This window comes from Mesorhizobium sp. MC2-1-1 (genome assembly GCF_057597255.1).
The window spans coordinates 3,162,495-3,179,252 of sequence record NZ_CP195205.1 but is presented as its reverse complement, the minus strand read 5'-3'; the positions used below and the strand labels follow the sequence as shown (position 1 = coordinate 3,179,252).

The 16,758-nt window shown below is 63.2% G+C and carries 14 protein-coding genes; 5 read left to right on the top strand and 9 right to left on the bottom strand.

The genetic code is table 11. The annotated features are described in order from the left end of the window. Position 1: 1 nt before the first annotated feature. The 8 genes from ACR64R_RS15795 to ACR64R_RS15760 all read right to left on the bottom strand — a co-directional run bounded on the left by ACR64R_RS15795 (position 2) and on the right by ACR64R_RS15760 (position 10,086). Positions 2-1,066 (bottom strand): ABC transporter permease, encoded by a 1,065-nt coding sequence (locus ACR64R_RS15795; protein WP_487357278.1) that lies wholly within the window; start codon positions 1,064-1,066, stop codon positions 2-4. Further along, positions 1,063-2,604, bottom strand: a complete 1,542-nt coding sequence (locus tag ACR64R_RS15790) for a sugar ABC transporter ATP-binding protein (protein WP_487357277.1) — start codon at positions 2,602-2,604, stop codon at positions 1,063-1,065. The genes ACR64R_RS15795 and ACR64R_RS15790 overlap by 4 nt, the downstream gene beginning before the upstream one ends. Beyond that, on the bottom strand, positions 2,601-3,263 hold the full coding sequence (locus ACR64R_RS15785; protein ID WP_487357276.1) for a DUF2291 family protein: 663 nt from the start codon (positions 3,261-3,263) through the stop codon (positions 2,601-2,603). Before ACR64R_RS15785 ends, ACR64R_RS15790 begins: the two co-directional genes overlap by 4 nt. 79 nt (positions 3,264-3,342) lie before the next feature. Then, positions 3,343-4,284 (bottom strand): substrate-binding domain-containing protein, encoded by a 942-nt coding sequence (locus tag ACR64R_RS15780; protein WP_487357275.1) that lies wholly within the window; start codon positions 4,282-4,284, stop codon positions 3,343-3,345. Between the two features lie 267 nt (positions 4,285-4,551). Then, positions 4,552-5,379: a phosphogluconate dehydrogenase C-terminal domain-containing protein gene (locus ACR64R_RS15775; RefSeq protein ID WP_487357274.1), complete on the bottom strand. Its 828-nt coding sequence runs from the start codon at positions 5,377-5,379 to the stop codon at positions 4,552-4,554. 108 nt (positions 5,380-5,487) lie between these two features. After that, complete coding sequence (locus ACR64R_RS15770) at positions 5,488-6,525, bottom strand: ABC transporter permease (RefSeq protein WP_487357273.1); 1,038 nt, start codon at positions 6,523-6,525, stop codon at positions 5,488-5,490. Further along, the gene (locus ACR64R_RS15765; protein ID WP_487357272.1) at positions 6,522-8,990 is read right to left on the bottom strand and encodes an ATP-binding cassette domain-containing protein; all 2,469 of its coding nucleotides are present in this window, start codon (positions 8,988-8,990) and stop codon (positions 6,522-6,524) included. The genes ACR64R_RS15770 and ACR64R_RS15765 overlap by 4 nt, the downstream gene beginning before the upstream one ends. A 73-nt stretch (positions 8,991-9,063) precedes the next feature. Beyond that, complete coding sequence (locus ACR64R_RS15760) at positions 9,064-10,086, bottom strand: substrate-binding domain-containing protein (RefSeq protein ID WP_487357271.1); 1,023 nt, start codon at positions 10,084-10,086, stop codon at positions 9,064-9,066. Between the two features lie 353 nt (positions 10,087-10,439). On the opposite strand from ACR64R_RS15760, the gene nanR reads away from it, so the two are divergent. From nanR to ACR64R_RS15740, 4 genes are all read left to right on the top strand, one after another. Continuing rightward, positions 10,440-11,153 (top strand): transcriptional regulator NanR, encoded by a 714-nt coding sequence (gene nanR / locus ACR64R_RS15755; protein ID WP_487357270.1) that lies wholly within the window; start codon positions 10,440-10,442, stop codon positions 11,151-11,153. 80 nt (positions 11,154-11,233) lie between these two features. Further along, positions 11,234-12,520, top strand: coding sequence for a RuBisCO large subunit C-terminal-like domain-containing protein (locus tag ACR64R_RS15750; RefSeq protein ID WP_487357269.1), 1,287 nt, complete (start codon positions 11,234-11,236; stop codon positions 12,518-12,520). Positions 12,521-12,561: 41 nt separating this feature from the next. After that, positions 12,562-13,407: a phosphogluconate dehydrogenase C-terminal domain-containing protein gene (locus ACR64R_RS15745; RefSeq protein ID WP_487357268.1), complete on the top strand. Its 846-nt coding sequence runs from the start codon at positions 12,562-12,564 to the stop codon at positions 13,405-13,407. A 60-nt stretch (positions 13,408-13,467) separates the two neighbouring features. Next, positions 13,468-14,268 carry a sugar phosphate isomerase/epimerase family protein gene (locus ACR64R_RS15740; protein WP_487357267.1) on the top strand — a complete coding sequence of 267 codons (801 nt, stop codon included), beginning with the start codon at positions 13,468-13,470 and terminating at the stop codon, positions 14,266-14,268. Positions 14,269-14,725: 457 nt separating this feature from the next. On the opposite strand, the gene ACR64R_RS15735 is transcribed toward ACR64R_RS15740, so the two are convergent. Further along, positions 14,726-15,406 carry a GntR family transcriptional regulator gene (locus tag ACR64R_RS15735; RefSeq protein WP_487357266.1) on the bottom strand — a complete coding sequence of 227 codons (681 nt, stop codon included), beginning with the start codon at positions 15,404-15,406 and terminating at the stop codon, positions 14,726-14,728. Between the two features lie 215 nt (positions 15,407-15,621). Here ACR64R_RS15735 and ACR64R_RS15730 point away from each other — a divergent pair, with 215 nt between their 5' ends. Further along, positions 15,622-16,749: a sugar ABC transporter substrate-binding protein gene (locus tag ACR64R_RS15730; protein WP_487357265.1), complete on the top strand. Its 1,128-nt coding sequence runs from the start codon at positions 15,622-15,624 to the stop codon at positions 16,747-16,749. Positions 16,750-16,758: the final 9 nt, after the last annotated feature.

The window sequence follows — 16,758 nt, the reverse complement described above, 5'->3', positions numbered from 1 at the left end:
ATCAACCCTCCTTCGCCATCTGCATCAATGTCACGCGGCTCTGCAGCCGGCGCTGGGCCTGGTCGACGACGACCGCGACGATGATGACGACACCCTTGATCACCATCTGCCAGAACGAGCTCACGCCCATCATCACCAGCCCGTCGGACAGGATGCCGATGACAAAGGCGCCGACGATGGTGCCGCCGATCGTGCCGCGGCCGCCAGACATCGAGGTGCCGCCCAGCACTGCCGCCGCGATCGCGTTGAGCTCGAAGCTTTCGCCCGTCGCCGGATGCGAGGCCATCAGCTCCGATGAGATGATGAGGCCGACGATCGCCGCGCAGAAGCCTGAGAACATGTAGACGAACATCTTCACCATGTTGACGCGCACGCCCGATATACGCGCCGCGCGCTCGTTGCCGCCGACGGCGAAGATGTGGCGTCCGAGCGGCGTATAGCGTGCCAGATAGGCGGCCCCGAGTGCGACTACGACCAGGATCCAGATCGAGACCGGCAGGCCGAGGAGCTTGCCGGCTCCGAGATAGCCGAAGCCGGTAGTGCCCAACTCCGGCTTACCGACGAGGTTGGGGAATGTGCGGCCGTCGGACGACAACAGCGCCAGGCCGCGCGAGACGTAGAGCACGCCAAGTGTAGCGATGAAGGGCGCGACGTTGAGCCGGGTGATCAGCAATCCGTTGATGGCGCCGATCGCTATGCCGACCAATAGCGTGATCAACGCGATCTCGACGACGTTGAAATAGACGGTATAGCCGAACTGCAGGTCGATGCCGTTGAGCACGAGGTAGCCGGCGACCATGCCGCACAGGCCGACGATCGAGCCGACCGAGAGGTCGATGCCGCCGGTGATGATGACGAAGGTCATGCCCATGGCGAGGAAGGCGTTGAGCGCCACGTGCTTGGCCATCAAAATCAGATTGGCGGCCGACAGAAAATTCGGCGCCGCGATCGAGAAGAACACCAGCACGGCGATCAGCGCGATGAAGGTCCTGAGCTTCATAAGCGTAAGCAGCATGGAGCCGCCGGATGCGGATGGCGCGGCAGCCTTGGCTGGAATGTCGGTCATCGGCGTTGCTCTCCGTGTACGGGTCCGTGGCCAAGCGCCGATGCAGCGACGATCGCTGCCTCTGTCGCCTCGGCGCGATCGAACATGCCCGTCAGTTTTCCGTTGCTCATCACCGCGATGCGATCGGAGAGCGCCATCACCTCGTCGAGGTCGGAAGTGGCGAACAGGATGCCCAGCCCGTCGCGCGAAAGCTTACGCATGGTGCGGAACACGTCGGCCTTGGCGCCGACATCGATGCCGCGGCTGGGCTCGTCCATCAACAGCACCTTCGGTCCGGTGAGCAGCGCCTTGCCGATCACCACTTTCTGCTGGTTGCCGCCCGAAAGCGATGACACTTCTTGCGCCGGGTCGGCGACCTTGATCGCAAGTTCGCGCACCATCTGCGTGACGGCCTGCCTTTCGGCGCCGCCGCGGATGTGGAACAGGCTGACGAAGCGCGACAGGCTGGCCAGGGTCAGGTTGCTGGCAACCGACAGGATGGATACCAACCCCTCGCGCTGGCGGTCTTCCGGGATCAGCGCCAGACCGCGCCGGATGCGCCGCGTCGTGTCGCGCTCCCTGACCTGCTTGCCGTCGATGAAGATCCTGCCGCTCGCCTGGCCGTGGCGGCCCATGATGCAGTCGAACAACTCGCTCCTGCCCGCGCCCATCAGCCCGTAGATGCCGAGGATCTCGCCGGTGCGCAGCGACAGCGAGACGTGATCGACCGCTAGCCCGCCGGTGACGCGCGGCAGGCAAATGTCCTCGGCGCGAAACACCTCGTCGCCCGGCCGGTGGCCGTCGGCCTTGGCGAAATCCTTGGCGTCCGAGCCGATCATCTGGCGCACGATCCACTGCGTGTCGACGTTTTTCATCTCCTCCTGGCCGGTGATGCGGCCGTCGCGCAGCACGGTGATGTAGTCGCCGATGCGGATCAGCTCTTCCAGCCGGTGCGAGATGTAGACGATGGCCACACCGCGCGCCTTGAGATCGGCGATCACCTTGAACAGGATCTCGACCTCGGCCGCGCTCAGCGCCGAGGTCGGCTCGTCCATGATCAGGATGCGCGCGTCGAGCGAGACCGCCTTGGCGATCTCGACCAACTGCTGCTGGCCGATGCGCAAATCCTCAACCAGCATGTCAGGCCGAATGCCGGCCTCGAGCTGTTCCAGGAATTCGGCGGCACGCCGTTCCTGCGCCTTGTGGTCGATCTTGCGGAAGGCGTTGGTCAGTTCGCGGGTGGCGAAGATATTCTCGGCGACCGAGAGGTTGCCGAACAGGTTCAACTCCTGGAACACCATGCCGATGCCGCGGCTGACGGCATCTCCGGACGACGCGAACGAAACCTCGTTGCCGTCGAGCAGGATGCGGCCGGCGGTCGGCCTCTCCACGCCGGCGATGATCTTCATCAGCGTCGACTTGCCGGCGCCGTTCTCGCCGACCAGCACGTTGACCGCGCCCTTGCGCACCTCGAAGTTCGCGTGCTTGACCGCCACGGTGCCGGCATAGACCTTGGAAATGTCCTCCAGCTTGAGGATGACGTCGTGACCGGAACTCATGGCTTCGGCCCGACCTCGGCCTCCGCCGGCGTCACCAGCGGCAGGTCCTGGCCGCCTTCGATCGTGTAAGCGCCGAGCACTTTCGCGGTGCGGCCTTCCAGCCCGTCGCGCGGCAGCAGGGACAGCACGGTCTTGTCGGCATAGGCGTTGAAGGCCTTGCCGAACTGGGCGAAGTCGATCTGGTTGGTGAAGTCGTTGAACTGCACGAAGTCCAGGCTGTCGCGAAGCGCGGTTCCGCGCATGGCCGGCCCGATCTGCACCCGCGCATCCGCCTTGCCGTCGCCATCAACGTCGACATCGATGGTAGCCGCGCGCGATTGCGTGTTGGCGGCGACGACCTTGCCTTCGACTCGAACCGCGAAGGTCCACGGCGAATTCGCCTGCTTCTTCGCATTGCCGTATTTTGCCCCGGCTGCGGCTTGATCGGTCTTGGCGAGCGCATGGACCTCTGCGAACGGTCCTGCCTTCTGCTGCAAATAGGGAATGACCTTCGAAGGCCAGATTTCCGCGACCATCTTGTCGGGATTGAAGGCCGTGCTGTTGGCGCTATCGCCGCCTTGCGCCGACGGTGTCGGCAGGATCTTGCAGGCGCTGAGGCTGAGGCCAGCGAGCGCGGCAAAGGTCAGCACAAGGGTGAGCCAGGTCAACTTGTTCGGCATGGCGTTCGAAAGGCACCCGGATAATGAAAATTGAGGCGAGGGACGAACGCGTTCGCCCCTCGCAGCTTGCGTCGCCAGCTCAATTCTTGAGCGCGAAGGTCTCCAGCTTGGGAGCATTGTCGCCGTTGATCAGCACGCAGTCCATCAGCTGCTTTTCCTTCTCCGGCGACTTCTTGTTCTTGATGAAGTCGCTGGCCTGCTCGACGGCCATCTGCGCCTGGGCGTAGGCCGGCTGCAGCACCGTCGCCTTGATGCCGCCTGAAATGATGGAGTCGCGCACGTCGTTTGAGCCGTCGAAGCCGACGACGATGACGTCCTTGCGGCCGGCGGCGGCAAGTGCCGCGTAGGCGCCCATGGCCATCGTGTCGTTGCCGGATATCACGCCTTTGATGTCGGGATTGGCTTGCAGGATCGATTCCATCTTGGAATAGGCCTCGGTCTGGCTCCAGTTGGCCGACTGCTGCGCGACCTTCTTCAGGTCCGGATAGTCGTCGATCACGTCGTGATAGCCCTTGGACCGGATGCCGGCGTTGGTGTCGGATTCCTTGCCGACCAGCTCGACATAATTGCCCTTCTCACCCATCAGCTTGACGAACTCCTGCGCGCCGAGCTGCGCGCCCTGGTAGTTGTTGGAGACGATCTGCGCCACGGCGACACCAGTGGCATTGATCTCGCGGTCGATGAGGAAGGAGGGGACGCCGGCGTCCTTGGCTTTCTGCACGGCAGCGACGGTGGCGTCGGCGCCGGCATTGTCGAGGATGATCGCCTTGGCGCCGCGGCCGATCGCGGTGTCGATCAGCTCCGACTGCTTGTTCGCGTCGTCGTCATGCACCAGCACCAGCGTGTCATAGCCGAGTTCCTTGGCCTTGGCTTCGGCGCCCACCGCTTCCGCCTTGAAGAACGGATTGTCGTGCGAAGGCGTGATGATTGCGATCAGGTCCGCCGCGTAGGCTGGCATCGCGGTGCCGAGTGCCAGCAAGCCGGCGAAAGCGGCAAGCGTCGTTCTGCGAGTGAATTTCATGAAGTCCTCCCGTTGAAAAACCTGCCTCGGCGGGCCGAGGCCGTTTGGCTGTTTGAATTCGTGCGGGCGGCGCATTCGTCCAACCCGGGACACCGATGATCGGCTCTCCTCGCTCCCGCTCTCCTCCACCATTCCTCGGATTCCCAGCAAATCCGAGTCGGGACAGCTAAAGCTAACTGGTATGATGAGTCAATCACTAATTCAGGTGATATGTACCTGATGCGCTGCCGGAATTGCGCCTTCTCTCATGAGGGGAACAATGCCCTCTCAGGTGATGCGCCGGATGCTGGCTGCGATCTCTTCCGGTTCGAAGACCCGCTTCCAGTCGTCGCGCATGAGCACCGGCTTGCCGAATTCTATCGCCTTGTTGCAGGCATCGGAGAACACGCCCTTGGTTTCACCGAAGATGACGGCGCCGAGCACGTTCATGTGGCCGAGCAGGAAGTCGAGCGCCGCCTGGCGGTCGACGCCGCGCGCCACCACCTCGTCGACGGCCTCCTTCATGACCACGAGCAGCGAAGCGCAGACCGTCTCCGAGAGACCTGGCTCGAGCAGCGCCATCTGCTCGACAGTGACGCGATGCGAGCGCATCACCGGTGCCCAGATGATCCGGGCGATCTCCTCACCCTTGGCGTAGTTCTCTTCCGGGCCCTGCATCAGAGCGCTGACGAAATGCTGCTTGGCTTTGACGCCGCCGAAGAAGTCCTTCTTGGCCGCCATATCGGTTTCGTCGTTGAAGATCGGAGGATGACAAGGATGGGTGACGAAATAGGTGAGGTCGGGGCGCTTCGGCAGATGGCCGGCAAAGGGGGCCGCGGCATCGAGCACGATCACCATCGTTCCCGGGACGAGTTTGCTCTCGATGCCGGCTGCGACCTTGCCGATATGTGTGTCGGGAACCGCCAGGATCACCACGTCGGCACCCTTGAGCGCTTCATCGACCCCGACCGTGTCGATGCCGAGTCCGGTCTTCAGGCGTTCCTTGCCCGCCTCGCTGATCTCGACATGGCGGATGGTGTAGGGCGAGCCGCGAAAATTGGTCGACAGGCGGTAGCCCATTTTGCCGCCGGCACCCAATAGCGCAATCGTTGTCATCAATCTGCTCCTGATGTTCAGACGACGGGCCGTGCCAATCGTCATCTTGCATACTGGTATGATCACTCTACCAATGGTTGGCAAGAGGAATCGTCTTCGATTTGTCCCTCATCCCGACTGGCCCGTCGCCGGCACTTTCGTTTTCGCGTCCGGGTCGTCACCGCCTTGCGCGAGGTCGGCGGGCGCCCGCCGCCCCAGCGCCTGCCGTCCGGCCAGCGCCAGCACGAAGATGACGACGATGCCCTGCACGATGTCCTGTGCGCCCGGCGGCAGCCCGACGATTTGCATGGTCGTGACGATGAGGATGAGCAGGATGCTGGCGAAAAGCGTGCCCACAGCCGTTGCCGATCCGCCGAAGATCAGCGTTCCGCCGAGGACCACCGCGGCAATCGACTGCAGCAGATAGGGCTGGCCCATCTCCAAGAAGGCGCCGCCGATATAAGCGCCGAGCAGCAGCCCGTCGAGCGAGGCCAGCACCGACGAGATGACGAAGGCCGCCGCAACGACGGGGCCGTTGCGGATGCCCGCGAGCCGAGCCGCGGCTCGGTTCTGGCCGACCGCAGACAGCAGTTGCCCGAATACAGTGTAGCGCAAGACGAAGGAGGTTGCGGCGACGCCCAAAATGGCGATGACCGCCATGATCGGCATGCCCAGGATGCGGCCCGTCGCCAGCTCCTTCAGCGCCGGGCTGACCGCGAAACCCGGGATCGCCTTGTTCGACAGCAGCGTTGCGGTCGCCAGCACATAGCCGGTCGCCAGCGTCGCGATGATCGCCGGAATGCCGAGCCCGACGACGAGCAGGGAATTGAGGGCGCCGACGGCCAGGCCGAGCAGGATCGCGGCGATGACGCCAATGGCGAGGTTGGCATCCTGTCCCTTGATGGTCAGCAGAGCGACGAAGGCACTGAGCGTGATAACCGAAGCGACGGAGAGGTCGATGTTGCCGCGCCCGGTGGTCACCACGAACATCTGGCCAATGCCGACGACCGTCAGGAACGATGCCGAGAGGATCACGCCGGACAGGCTGGAGAGGCTGAAGCGGTTTGTCACGACGGAGAGAACCAGCCAGAGGATCAGCACGCCGATCGCCGCCCAAATCCAGCGGTTGCGTTGCGCCCAGAGGCCGAACGTGGCGAACGCGTTCATGGCTCGCTCCGGCGGTCGGCGGTCAGGCTGCGCAAGGTGAGCAGCGCGATCAGGATCAGCCCCTGCGTGGCGGCATTGTAGTCGCTGCTGACGCTGAGCGTGCCCAGAAGCGCGCCGATCAGCGACAGCGTCACCGCGCCAGCGATAGCGCCGACCGGCGAGATGACGCCGCCCAGCAGCGAGCAACCGCCCATCACCACGGCGGCGACGCTGAGCAGCGTGAAGGAATTGCCCGAGTTTATATCGCTCGCCGTGTTGATGGCCGTCAGCGACAGGCCGGCAGCAGCCGCGAACAGGCCGGCGATGAGATAGCGTACCAGCGCATAGCGTGTCGGCGACCACCCCGAGCGGATCATCGCCGCGGGATTGTTGCCGAAGCCGCGCAGCACCACGCCGAGCGGCAACCGGTCGATGACGAGCACGATCAGTGCCACTGCCGCGATCATGATGATCGATGTCGGCATGAAGCCGATCGACCAGCCGAAGAGGGCGCTCAGCCAGTCCGGGCTTGCGCCGCCGGGCGTCGGTTGCAGCGCATAGCCGATGCCGACCCAGATGAAGGATGCACCCAGCGTCACGACGATGGCCGGGATCTTGCGCGCCTGGATAACGCCGCCAAGCCCCGCATAGGCGGCGAGCGCGGCCACCAGCGCCAGCGCGCCGAGCCATGGCTGGTCGTAGAGCAGCGCGGCGCTGACCACGCTTATCAGGCCGGCAAAGGCGCCGACGCCGAGGTCGATCTCGCTGCCGCCGACGATGAACATCTGCGCCGCCGTCACCAGCACCAGCGAGAGCGCCGGCATCAGCAGAAGGTCGAGTCCGAAAGTCGAGGCCACCGCCGGATTGATCGCGATCATGATGGCAAGCACGGCGGCAAGGCCGATGAACGGCGCGGCATTGACTAGTTTGCGCCCAAGCCCCGCCATGGCGGTCCGCTTCCTGGCGGCATTCGCCTGGATGACCGCCGGTTGCGCGAAGGAGGCGCCGACGATAGCCTGCTCGGTGATAGCCTCGCCCACCAGCTCGCTGACGATGAGGCCCCCGGAAAAGACGAGCACGCGATCGCACGCCAGCAATTCGGCGTCCTCGGTCGTGTGCCAGATCAGCGCGCGGCCGCTGCGCGCCACTTCGTTGCAGAGCCGATAGAAATCCTGCTTGGTTGCGATGTCGACGCCGCGGGTAGGATCGTCGAGCAGGATGATCGGCGTGTCGGCGACCAGCGCTCGCGCCACCAGCGCCTTCTGCTGGTTGCCGCCACTGAGTTCGGTGATGTTGGATTGGAAGCGCTTGTCGTCGAGCCGCAGCTTGCTGGCGGCGCCTCTCGCCGTGTCGCTGTTGGCGCGCTCGGAAACTACGCCCAGCGCCGACCGGCGGGCAAGCGCGCCGATGCTGATGTTGGAAAGCACGCTCCACAGCGGGAACACGCCTTCCTTCTGCCGGTCGCCGGCGATGAAGCCTGCCTCGGCACGCCTGGCGATGGTCGCCTGCTGTTTTCGGTTCGGCTCGAAGATCGCGTGCAGCAGCTCCTTCTGTCCGCTACCCTCGAGTCCGGCCAGCCCGACGATCTCGCCGCGCACGATGTCGACGTCGCGGCCGAGCTCCGCCGTCAGCGCTCCCGAGAGCCGCACGAGCACGTCCTGCGAGGACATGGTGGAGACGCTGTGCTGATGGATCGGATCGGCATCGCCGCCCATCAACTGCACCAGCTTGCCGATCGAAGCTTCCTGGGCGTGGCCCTGCCATGCCACGCGGCCGTTGCGCAGCACCACGACTTCGGTGGCGATGTCGATGATCTCCTGCAGCTTGTGGCTGATGAAGATGAAGGCGAGTCCGGCTTCTGCCCGCCCGCGGATAAAGGCTCTAAGCTGCTTCGAGCGGTCGAGGTCGAGAGAAGAGGTCGGCTCGTCGAGCACGATCAGCTTGACGCCGGGCGTCGCCGCGGCACGCGCGATCTCGACCATCTGCCGTTCGGCAATCGTGAGATGGCCGACCTCCGCATCGGTATCGATGCCGCTGCCCGGGAAGACGGCGTCGAGCGCCGCGCGGGCGCGGGTCCGATACAGTGCCCGCCAGCCCGGACGGCTTGCCGAGTCGCCAGGGGTTTCCAGGAAGAAATTCTCCGCGACAGACAGGTTGGCGCACAGCGACAGCTCCTGATGCACCATGCGGATGCCGCGGCGCTGCGCTTCGCCGGTGTCGTAGGCTGCGAACGGCACCTCTTCGCCCGCAAAGGAAATCGCGCCCAGCGTCGGCCACATCGCGCCGCACAGAATGCGCATCAGCGTCGACTTTCCGGCACCGTTGCCGCCGACGAGTCCGATCACGTCGCCAGCCCGCGCACAGAGATCGATCCCCGCATTGGCAAGCGTCGGCCCAAAACTCTTGGTGATCCCGCTCAGCGAAACGACGCTCGGTCCAGCAGGGGCGGCAGCAGCGCCCTGTACGGCAACGGCGATGTGGGACATTCGTCCTCCGGTTTTTCGCGGACAACGATCGGGCGCGGCCGTGCGGCAGCGCCCGATCCCTGAGCTGCCTGCCTTACTTGGTGAGCAGGTTCTGCTTGACCCAGTCCAGCGAGTAGCTGGGGCTGATGATCTGCCCACCCGGCAGCTTTGCGTAGTCCTTCAGGTTGCTCGCATCGACCGTCGCCACCGGCATGATCATCAGCTTTGGCGCCTTGGCGCCCTTGAGCAGCGACAGACCGAGCCAGAAAGCGGCGCCGCCGATGCCAGGCGTGGTGTTCATGGAAACCGTCTGGTAGCCGTTCTTTGCGTTCTCTTCGGCCCACCATTTGACGAAGTCGGTGCCGCCGCCGCCTTCGATGATCGGCATCTTGTCCTTGTAGTCGCCGCCATACTGGACGAAGGCCTGGGCGATGCCGACATCATCGCTGCCGCCTTGGCCGAGCACGGCGTCGACGTGCTGCAGCGAGGGCAGCACATTGGCAATGGCCGCCTGCGCCACCGAAGCGGTCGCCTGGCCGTAGACGGTGGCCACCACCTTGATGTCCGGATACTTGGCCAGCACCGACTGTTGCGCGTTGAACATGTCGTTGTCGGGTGCCGAGCCCTTCACGCCGCGCACCTGGATGACATTGCCCTTGCCGCCGAGCATCTTGAACACGGCTTCGGCCTGCGCCGCCTTGTAGCCCTTGAAGTCGAAATTGAGCTGGTAGTTGCACGGCGCCGATGCGACGGAATCGAAGGAGATCACGATGATGCCGGCTTTGCAGGCCTTCTCGATCACGCCGTTGACGGCGGTCTCCGAGGCCGCGTCGACGGCGAGCACATCGACCTTCTTGAGGATCAGTTCGGCGATCTGGCTGTTCTGCTGCGCGACCGAGCCGTCGCCGTTCATGACGATGTAGTCGGCGATCTGCCCGGCGGCTTTCGCTTCCTTGGCCGAAGCCTCGAAGGCCTCCACCATCTGATGCCGCCAGGTGTTGCCGTAATAGGCGTTGGCCAGCGCGATGACCGGCTTATCCGGGGACGCCATCGCCGGCAAAGCCGCAACGCTGGTCAGCGCGGCGCTGGCAAGCGCCGCCACGATTGCAAACTTCATATACTTCCTCCCAATAAAAAGACCGGCCGACATGACCGGCTCGCATACCCTTCCGTCGTGACGCTTTCTGAAGACGCCATACCAGGTACATATTATACCAGCATACCAAATAGGCAAGCGGCTCCGGAACCTCATTCGATGCGGCTGCCGAGGGCGAAGAGCGGCCTACGCAGTCTCGCGCTTGACCGGCCCGCTCCGTCCGATCGGCCGCGGCAACCCCCGACTTTGGTGATCAAGCGCAATTATCGACAGGCCACGGACGTTATGTCATCATATATGTAATGTCAACTAAAGCCCCTTGTTTGTCTATGCGACTCGGGATCGATATGTCCGCAACGATCATGGAGGGACGGATGGAGCCGGTTCAGAAGAAGAAACTGTATGTGGAGGTGCTTGACCGGTTGATGGCGGCGATCTCCACATCCGAGTTTCCGCCCGGCTCGCAATTGCCGTCGGAAAAGGAGCTCATGACGATGATCGGCGTGGGGCGCCCCTCGATCCGGGAGGCAATGCTGACGCTGCAGCAAATGGGGCTCATCAGGATTTCCCACGGGGAGCGCGCGCGCGTCATCAATCCGACGCCCGAAGTGATCATCGACCAGGTCTCAGCCGCCATGGTCATGATGCTGGCCACCAACTCGCGAGGCCTCGAAGAACTAAAGGAAGTCAGGCTTTTGCTGGAAACAGGCCTGGTGCGGATAGCTACGAGCCGGGCCACGGCCAAAAATCTGGAACGGCTTGCCGAGACGCTGCGTCACTTGCGGGAGGCAAAGGGCGATCAGGCGCGATTTGTGGCGGCAGACATGGAGTTCCATGCCGTCATCGCGGAAATGAGCGGCAACTCGATGATCGCAGCGGTGGCGAAGGGAATGCTCGAATGGCTATCCCGGTTCAAGCGCGACCTGGTCGCTGTTAAAGGCGCCGAGCGGCTGACGATCGAGGAGCACGAACGGATCTACAAGGCGATCGCCAGCGGCGATGCGGAAGGCGCCAGCCTTGCCATGGCCGAGCACATTGGCCGCGCCAATGAGCTCTATTCGAAGCTCGCCGGTGCCCGCGACGGCTGAGCAACTCACCCGGGGAATTTTTTTTGCCCGTCAGAACTCATATGATGACATAATTTCTTTTTGATGCTAACGCTCGGCCCATGAATGACATCTCAGCCGCATCGAACGGCCGTCTCTCCGCCACTTATCTGATCGAAACCCGCTATCCGCTGGACGCGGCCGCGGCTGCCATGGCGGGCGAACAGTCCAGTGGAACATTCCGCGCCGTGCCCGGAGAGACACCCGAGCTGCTGCGCCGGTTCGGAGCCCGGGTCGAGTTCATCGAGGATATCGGGGAAGCCGAAGGCGAGGCTTTGCCGTTTTCACGTCCGCCGAAAAACGCGGCCCGCGGCAGGCCGCGCCGCGCCAAGGTGGGGCTGTCCTGGAATATCGAGAACACCGGGACCGTGCTGGCTTCAGTCTGGTCGACCGTTCTAGGCAATCTGTTCGAGCTGCACCACTTTTCGGCCATGCGGCTGCTCGACGTCAGCTTTCCCGATGTCTTCGCGGACGCTTACCCTGGGCCGGCCTTCGCGGTCGAGGGGACGCGCCGGCTGACAGGGGTCGAAGGCCGTCCGCTGATCGGCACGATCGTCAAGCCGAGTGTTGGTCTGACGCCGCAGGAGACGGCGGCGCTTGCCGACACGCTGATTGCTGCCGGTCTTGATTTCATCAAGGACGACGAATTGATGGGAGATCCCCCGCATTCGCCCTTCGAACAGCGGTTCGGAGCGGTGATGGACGTCATAGACAGGCGCGCCGACGAGACCGGCCGCAAGGTCATGTATGCGGCTAACATTTCCGGCGATTCCGACGCCATGCGCCGTCGGCTGGACCTGATCGACCGCCGTGGCGGCACCAGCGCCATGCTCGTCCTGAACTCCGTTGGCCTTTCCGGCGTCATCGAGATGCGCCGACACTCGGCCGTTGCGTTGCACGGCCATCGCGCCGGCTGGGGCCTCTACAGCCGCTCCCCAGATCTCGGCATGAGCTATATCGCCTACCAGAAATTCTGGCGGCTGGCCGGGATAGACCACATGCACGTCAATGGGCTGTCCAACAAGTTCTGCGAACAGGACGCGTCTGTGATGGCCTCGGCCCATGCCTGCCTGACGCCGATGTTCGGGCGCGCGGACCGACCAGACACGGTCATGCCGGTATTTTCGTCCGGACAGAGCGCTGTGCAGGCCGGCGACACCTTTGCCAGGCTCGGCTCGAACGATTTCATCTATTGCTGTGGCGGCGGCATCATGGCGCATCCGGGCGGGCCGGCTGCAGGCGTGCGAAGCCTGCATGATGCGTTTGACGCCGCCGCCGCAGGCATCCCTGCGCGCGATTATGCGGGCACGCATCCAGAACTCGAGGCCGCGCTGCAGGCGTTTGGCTGAATTCGCGGCGTCGGCGCACCATCAAGGCAAAGGAGAAAGCAATGACGACATCGGTAGCGGTGCTTGGGGCGGGAGGGAAGATGGGCTTGCGCGTGACCCGCAAGCTGGTTGACGCGGGCTACGGCGTCCGCGCCGTGGAAATCGGCGAGCCGGGCCGTAAGCGACTGGCGGAGGCCGGTATCAATTCCGTCGCCATGGAAGAGGGCGTTCGCGGAGCCAAGGTCGTGGTGATGGCTTTGCCGGACAATGTCATCGGCGAGGTGGCGCGGCAGATCTCCCCGATGCTCGCGAAAGGCACTATGCTTCTCATTCTCGATGCGGCAGCTCCTTACGCCGGCGACCTGCCGAAGGATCGGCCGGATCTGACCTATTTTGTCGGCCATCCCTGCCATCCTCCGCTTTTCAACGACGAGGCGGAGTGGGCGGCTCGCCGCGACTATCACGGCGGCATAGCCAGGCAGTCGATCGTCTGCGCTCTGATGCAAGGTCCAGAGGAACACTACGCGCTTGGCGAAGAGGTGTGCAAAGCGATGTGGTCGCCAATCATCGAAAGCCACCGGGTCACGGTCGAGCAACTGGCGATACTCGAGCCGGGCCTGTCTGAAATGGTCGCCATGCCCTTCGTCGACACGATGGTGGAGGCCGTGGAGGAATGCGAGCGCAAATATGGCATCCCCAGAAAGGCCGCCCTCGATTTCCTGATCGGCCACCTGAATGTCGAGATCGCCATGTGGTTCGGCTTCTCTCCGAAAGTGCCTTCGGACGCGGCGCTGCGCCTGATGCGCTTCGCCAAGGGCGTCGTGGTCCGCGATGATTGGCGCGAGGCCCTCTCTCCAGCCAAGGTGAAGGAAGCCTCCGAACTGATCGTCTACGGCAAAGGAGCCTGAGCGCTGTCTCCGATGCCTCGGACCGTATCGGTCTCGACCGCGCTCTTCGACGGCTATTCGATGGAATTAGCCATCGAAGAGATCGCGCAGGCTGGCGCCATGCATGTCGAGCCGGCCTTTATTCGCGGCTATGTCGATTTCGACGAAGCCATGTTCACAAGCACGAATGCATCAAGGCTGCAGGCAACAGCGGAAGCTGCCGGACTTGGGATCAAGGCCGTATCGGCTCATCTCGACCTTTCGGCGCCTGATGCGGTCGACGCGTTGTCGCGGCGCATCGCCTTTGCTGCCGGCCTAGGCGCATCCTTCCTGATTACCAATGCCGGGCCGATGACGAAAAGGGCTGGCATACGAAAGGCGATCGATGCCGTTCTGCCGAAGCTGGAGCAATCCGGTGTCACTCTTGCGCTCGAGAATCCCGGCCACGGCAGGGGCGATTTACTTGGCAATGCTCGAATGGGAGCAGGCTTCATACGCGAAATCGGATCGCGCCAGGTCTGCCTGAATCACGACGCAGCAAACGCCTTCACATATAGCCATGAGGCGACGCAGCCTGCAGAAGATATCGAGGCAGCCATCGACATGATTGGTCATGCACATCTCAAGGACGTTGTCAGCAGCGATGCAGGATGGACGTTCTGTGCCCTCGGCAATGGCGCCGTCGATTACCTGAAATACTGGCGCATGCTCCCTCCGGGGCTTCCAGTCAGCATTGAAATGCCATTGCGATTGGAGCGCCCTCAGCGCCGCTACCCGCAACGACGAAATACGCCTGTCGATATCCCGACCATTCGGGCCGCGCTACAGCGCTCACTGCGTTTCGTAGATTCGCTGGGGGCCACCAGGAACAGAACTGTGTGAGCCGCGGCGCTTGTTCAGGCGATGTCGGTCCAGACGTGCCAAACGACTCCCATCGCATTTGCGAGATCAGAAGCTGTCGATCTGCATTGGCCCCAAAGCGGTCGATCGAAATGCGCCTCACCTCGTTCGTACACCTTTGCTGTCGCGACGTCTCCGATAGCGGCAATCTTCTGGAGTCAAACCAACGTGGTATTGGAGCAGTTCATCGCCGGCGTTCCGGATTCGAGGTTGCCGGAATAGCACTTCGAAACGCTGAATATTTCGGCAGCCTGTGGCTTTGATCTGCTCAGCGAGGCCAGTATCGGCCCGGCCCGCCGCTGCGTATTAGTCGCCATGTGGCAGTAACGAAGACGTTTTGCTTTGCAATGCTGGTATTTGAACGCTCCGGCGTACGAAGCCGGCCAGCGAAATTCGCGGCCTCGTCATTTCTTGAGCAGCCGATGTTGCTGGTCAGCCGTTACTTGAGCAAGACAATCAGGACGCCGAAGGCAGCATCGATATCAGCGCGGACGGCAGCCTTGACCGCTTCTCCATCTCGGTCGCGCAACGCGGCGTACATCTGCTGATGGTGCTCGTTGGCTGTCGAGTAGTTTCCCGAATCATGCAGCATGTTGAAATAGGGGCTGATTTGGAGCCAAAGATTCTCGATGATGCTGAGCATGTTCTCGGAGCCCGCGGCCCGATAGATCGAGAAATGGAAGGCATAATTGGCGCGCAGATAGGATTTGACGTCTCCGGTGGCGTTGGCCTGCTCGAGCGCGGCAAGGTGTTCACCCAGTCGCGAGATGCCTTGGTCATCGATGCGCTCGGCAGCCCAGGCGGCGGCGATCGCTTCGATCTCGAAGCGGACGTTCCGGAGATCGATGAGGCGCGCGCGGCTGAGCGCGGGAATGCCGATCGAGCGGCCTGATACAACCATCAGCGCATTGGCCGCCGTCAGTCGCCGCAACGCCTCCCTGACCGGCATCGGACTGACGCCGAAGGCGTCGGCGAGGCTCTGAACCGTGACCATCTCGCCCGGCACGATCGAGCCGTCGAGGATCAGTTCGGTGACATGGCGATAGACCCTGTCCTGAAGGGTTTCCTTCGACAGAGGCGCAATCTCGACACCAGGCCTCCTGAACGCCGCTCCGGCCATCTTGCATCAACCTTTCCGGGCAACGGCCGCGCCACGACCCGTTCCCGGGAATGCAAGGTTCCGGCCGCGGCGTCAAGCATCGCGGCCGACGCCTCACAATAATGATGTTTCATCATTGATCTTTGATCAAATCATGATACGGTCTCGGTATCGAATGGCGAGGGCTACGTTCGTTGCCCTCGGGAGGCATTCGGTCGTCATCGGGAGGAATTTAAATGGGTATCGGATCGAAAGTCCGGCGGCTCGCGCTGCTGGCCGGCATGGCTGCGTGCGCTTTTGGCGTGTCGGCCGCCGAAGCAGCCGGAAAGCACAAGATCTTTCTCAGCATGAGCTATATCGGCAATGACTGGCAGGCGGAGGCCGCAAACATGGTCAAGGCCATGGCAGCTCACAAGAGCCTTGCCGACAAGGTCGACCTGCAGGTCCAGGTCGCCGGACCCAACGCGCAACGTCAGATCCAGCAGATCAACGCCATGGTGCAAAGCGGCGCCGAGGCGATCGTCGTCTATCCGATCTCGCCGACCGCCCTCAACCAGGTCGTGAAGAACGCGTGCGACAAGGGGGTAAAGGTCTTTGCCTATGACGCCGAGATCACCGAGCCTTGCGCCTACAACGTCCATATCGACCAGCTCGAAGCGGGCAGGGTGACCGCCGAATGGCTGGTCAAAAAACTCAACGGCAAGGGCAACATCATCGCCATCACCGGCGTTCCGGGAACATCGGTCGATGATCAGCGAACAAAGGCGGCCAAGGAGGTCTTTGCCAAATATCCCGACATCAAGATCGTCGGCGAGGCTGTCGGCATGTGGAGCCAGGCGGTAGCCCGCACCGAACTCTCCAAGATCCTCGCCACGCGCAGTTGGAACGATATCAACGGGCTTTGGATGCAGGTCGGCTGCTTCACCGCCAACTCGATGCAGCTCGAGGCCGGCAAGAAGGCCAGCGAGCTCCTGCCTTGCGCCGGCGAGGGCTCCAATGGCGGCCGCATCCAAATGCTGCCGGAGGGCACTGACGTCGAAGGCGCCGCCCCGCCATACGCACCGGCGGGTGCGCAACGCATTTCCTATGCCTCGCCGCCCTATTCCGGCGCGCTGGCGCTGAAACTTGCCGTCGAGGCGATCGAAGGCAAGGACGTGCCGAAGACCACGATCCTGCCGCTACCAGTCGTCACCAACGAGACGATCAAGCTGTGCGACGAGGGCACCTGGGCGGAAATGAAGGCTGGCTGCAACGTCTTCAAGCCGTCGCTGGTGTCCAACCCCGGCTGGTTCGCCTCGATCTTTTCCGAGCAGACGCCCGAGATCGGCCTCAATGCCGCGCTCGTGGGACAGCCGGAGAACTGAGCCTCCCAA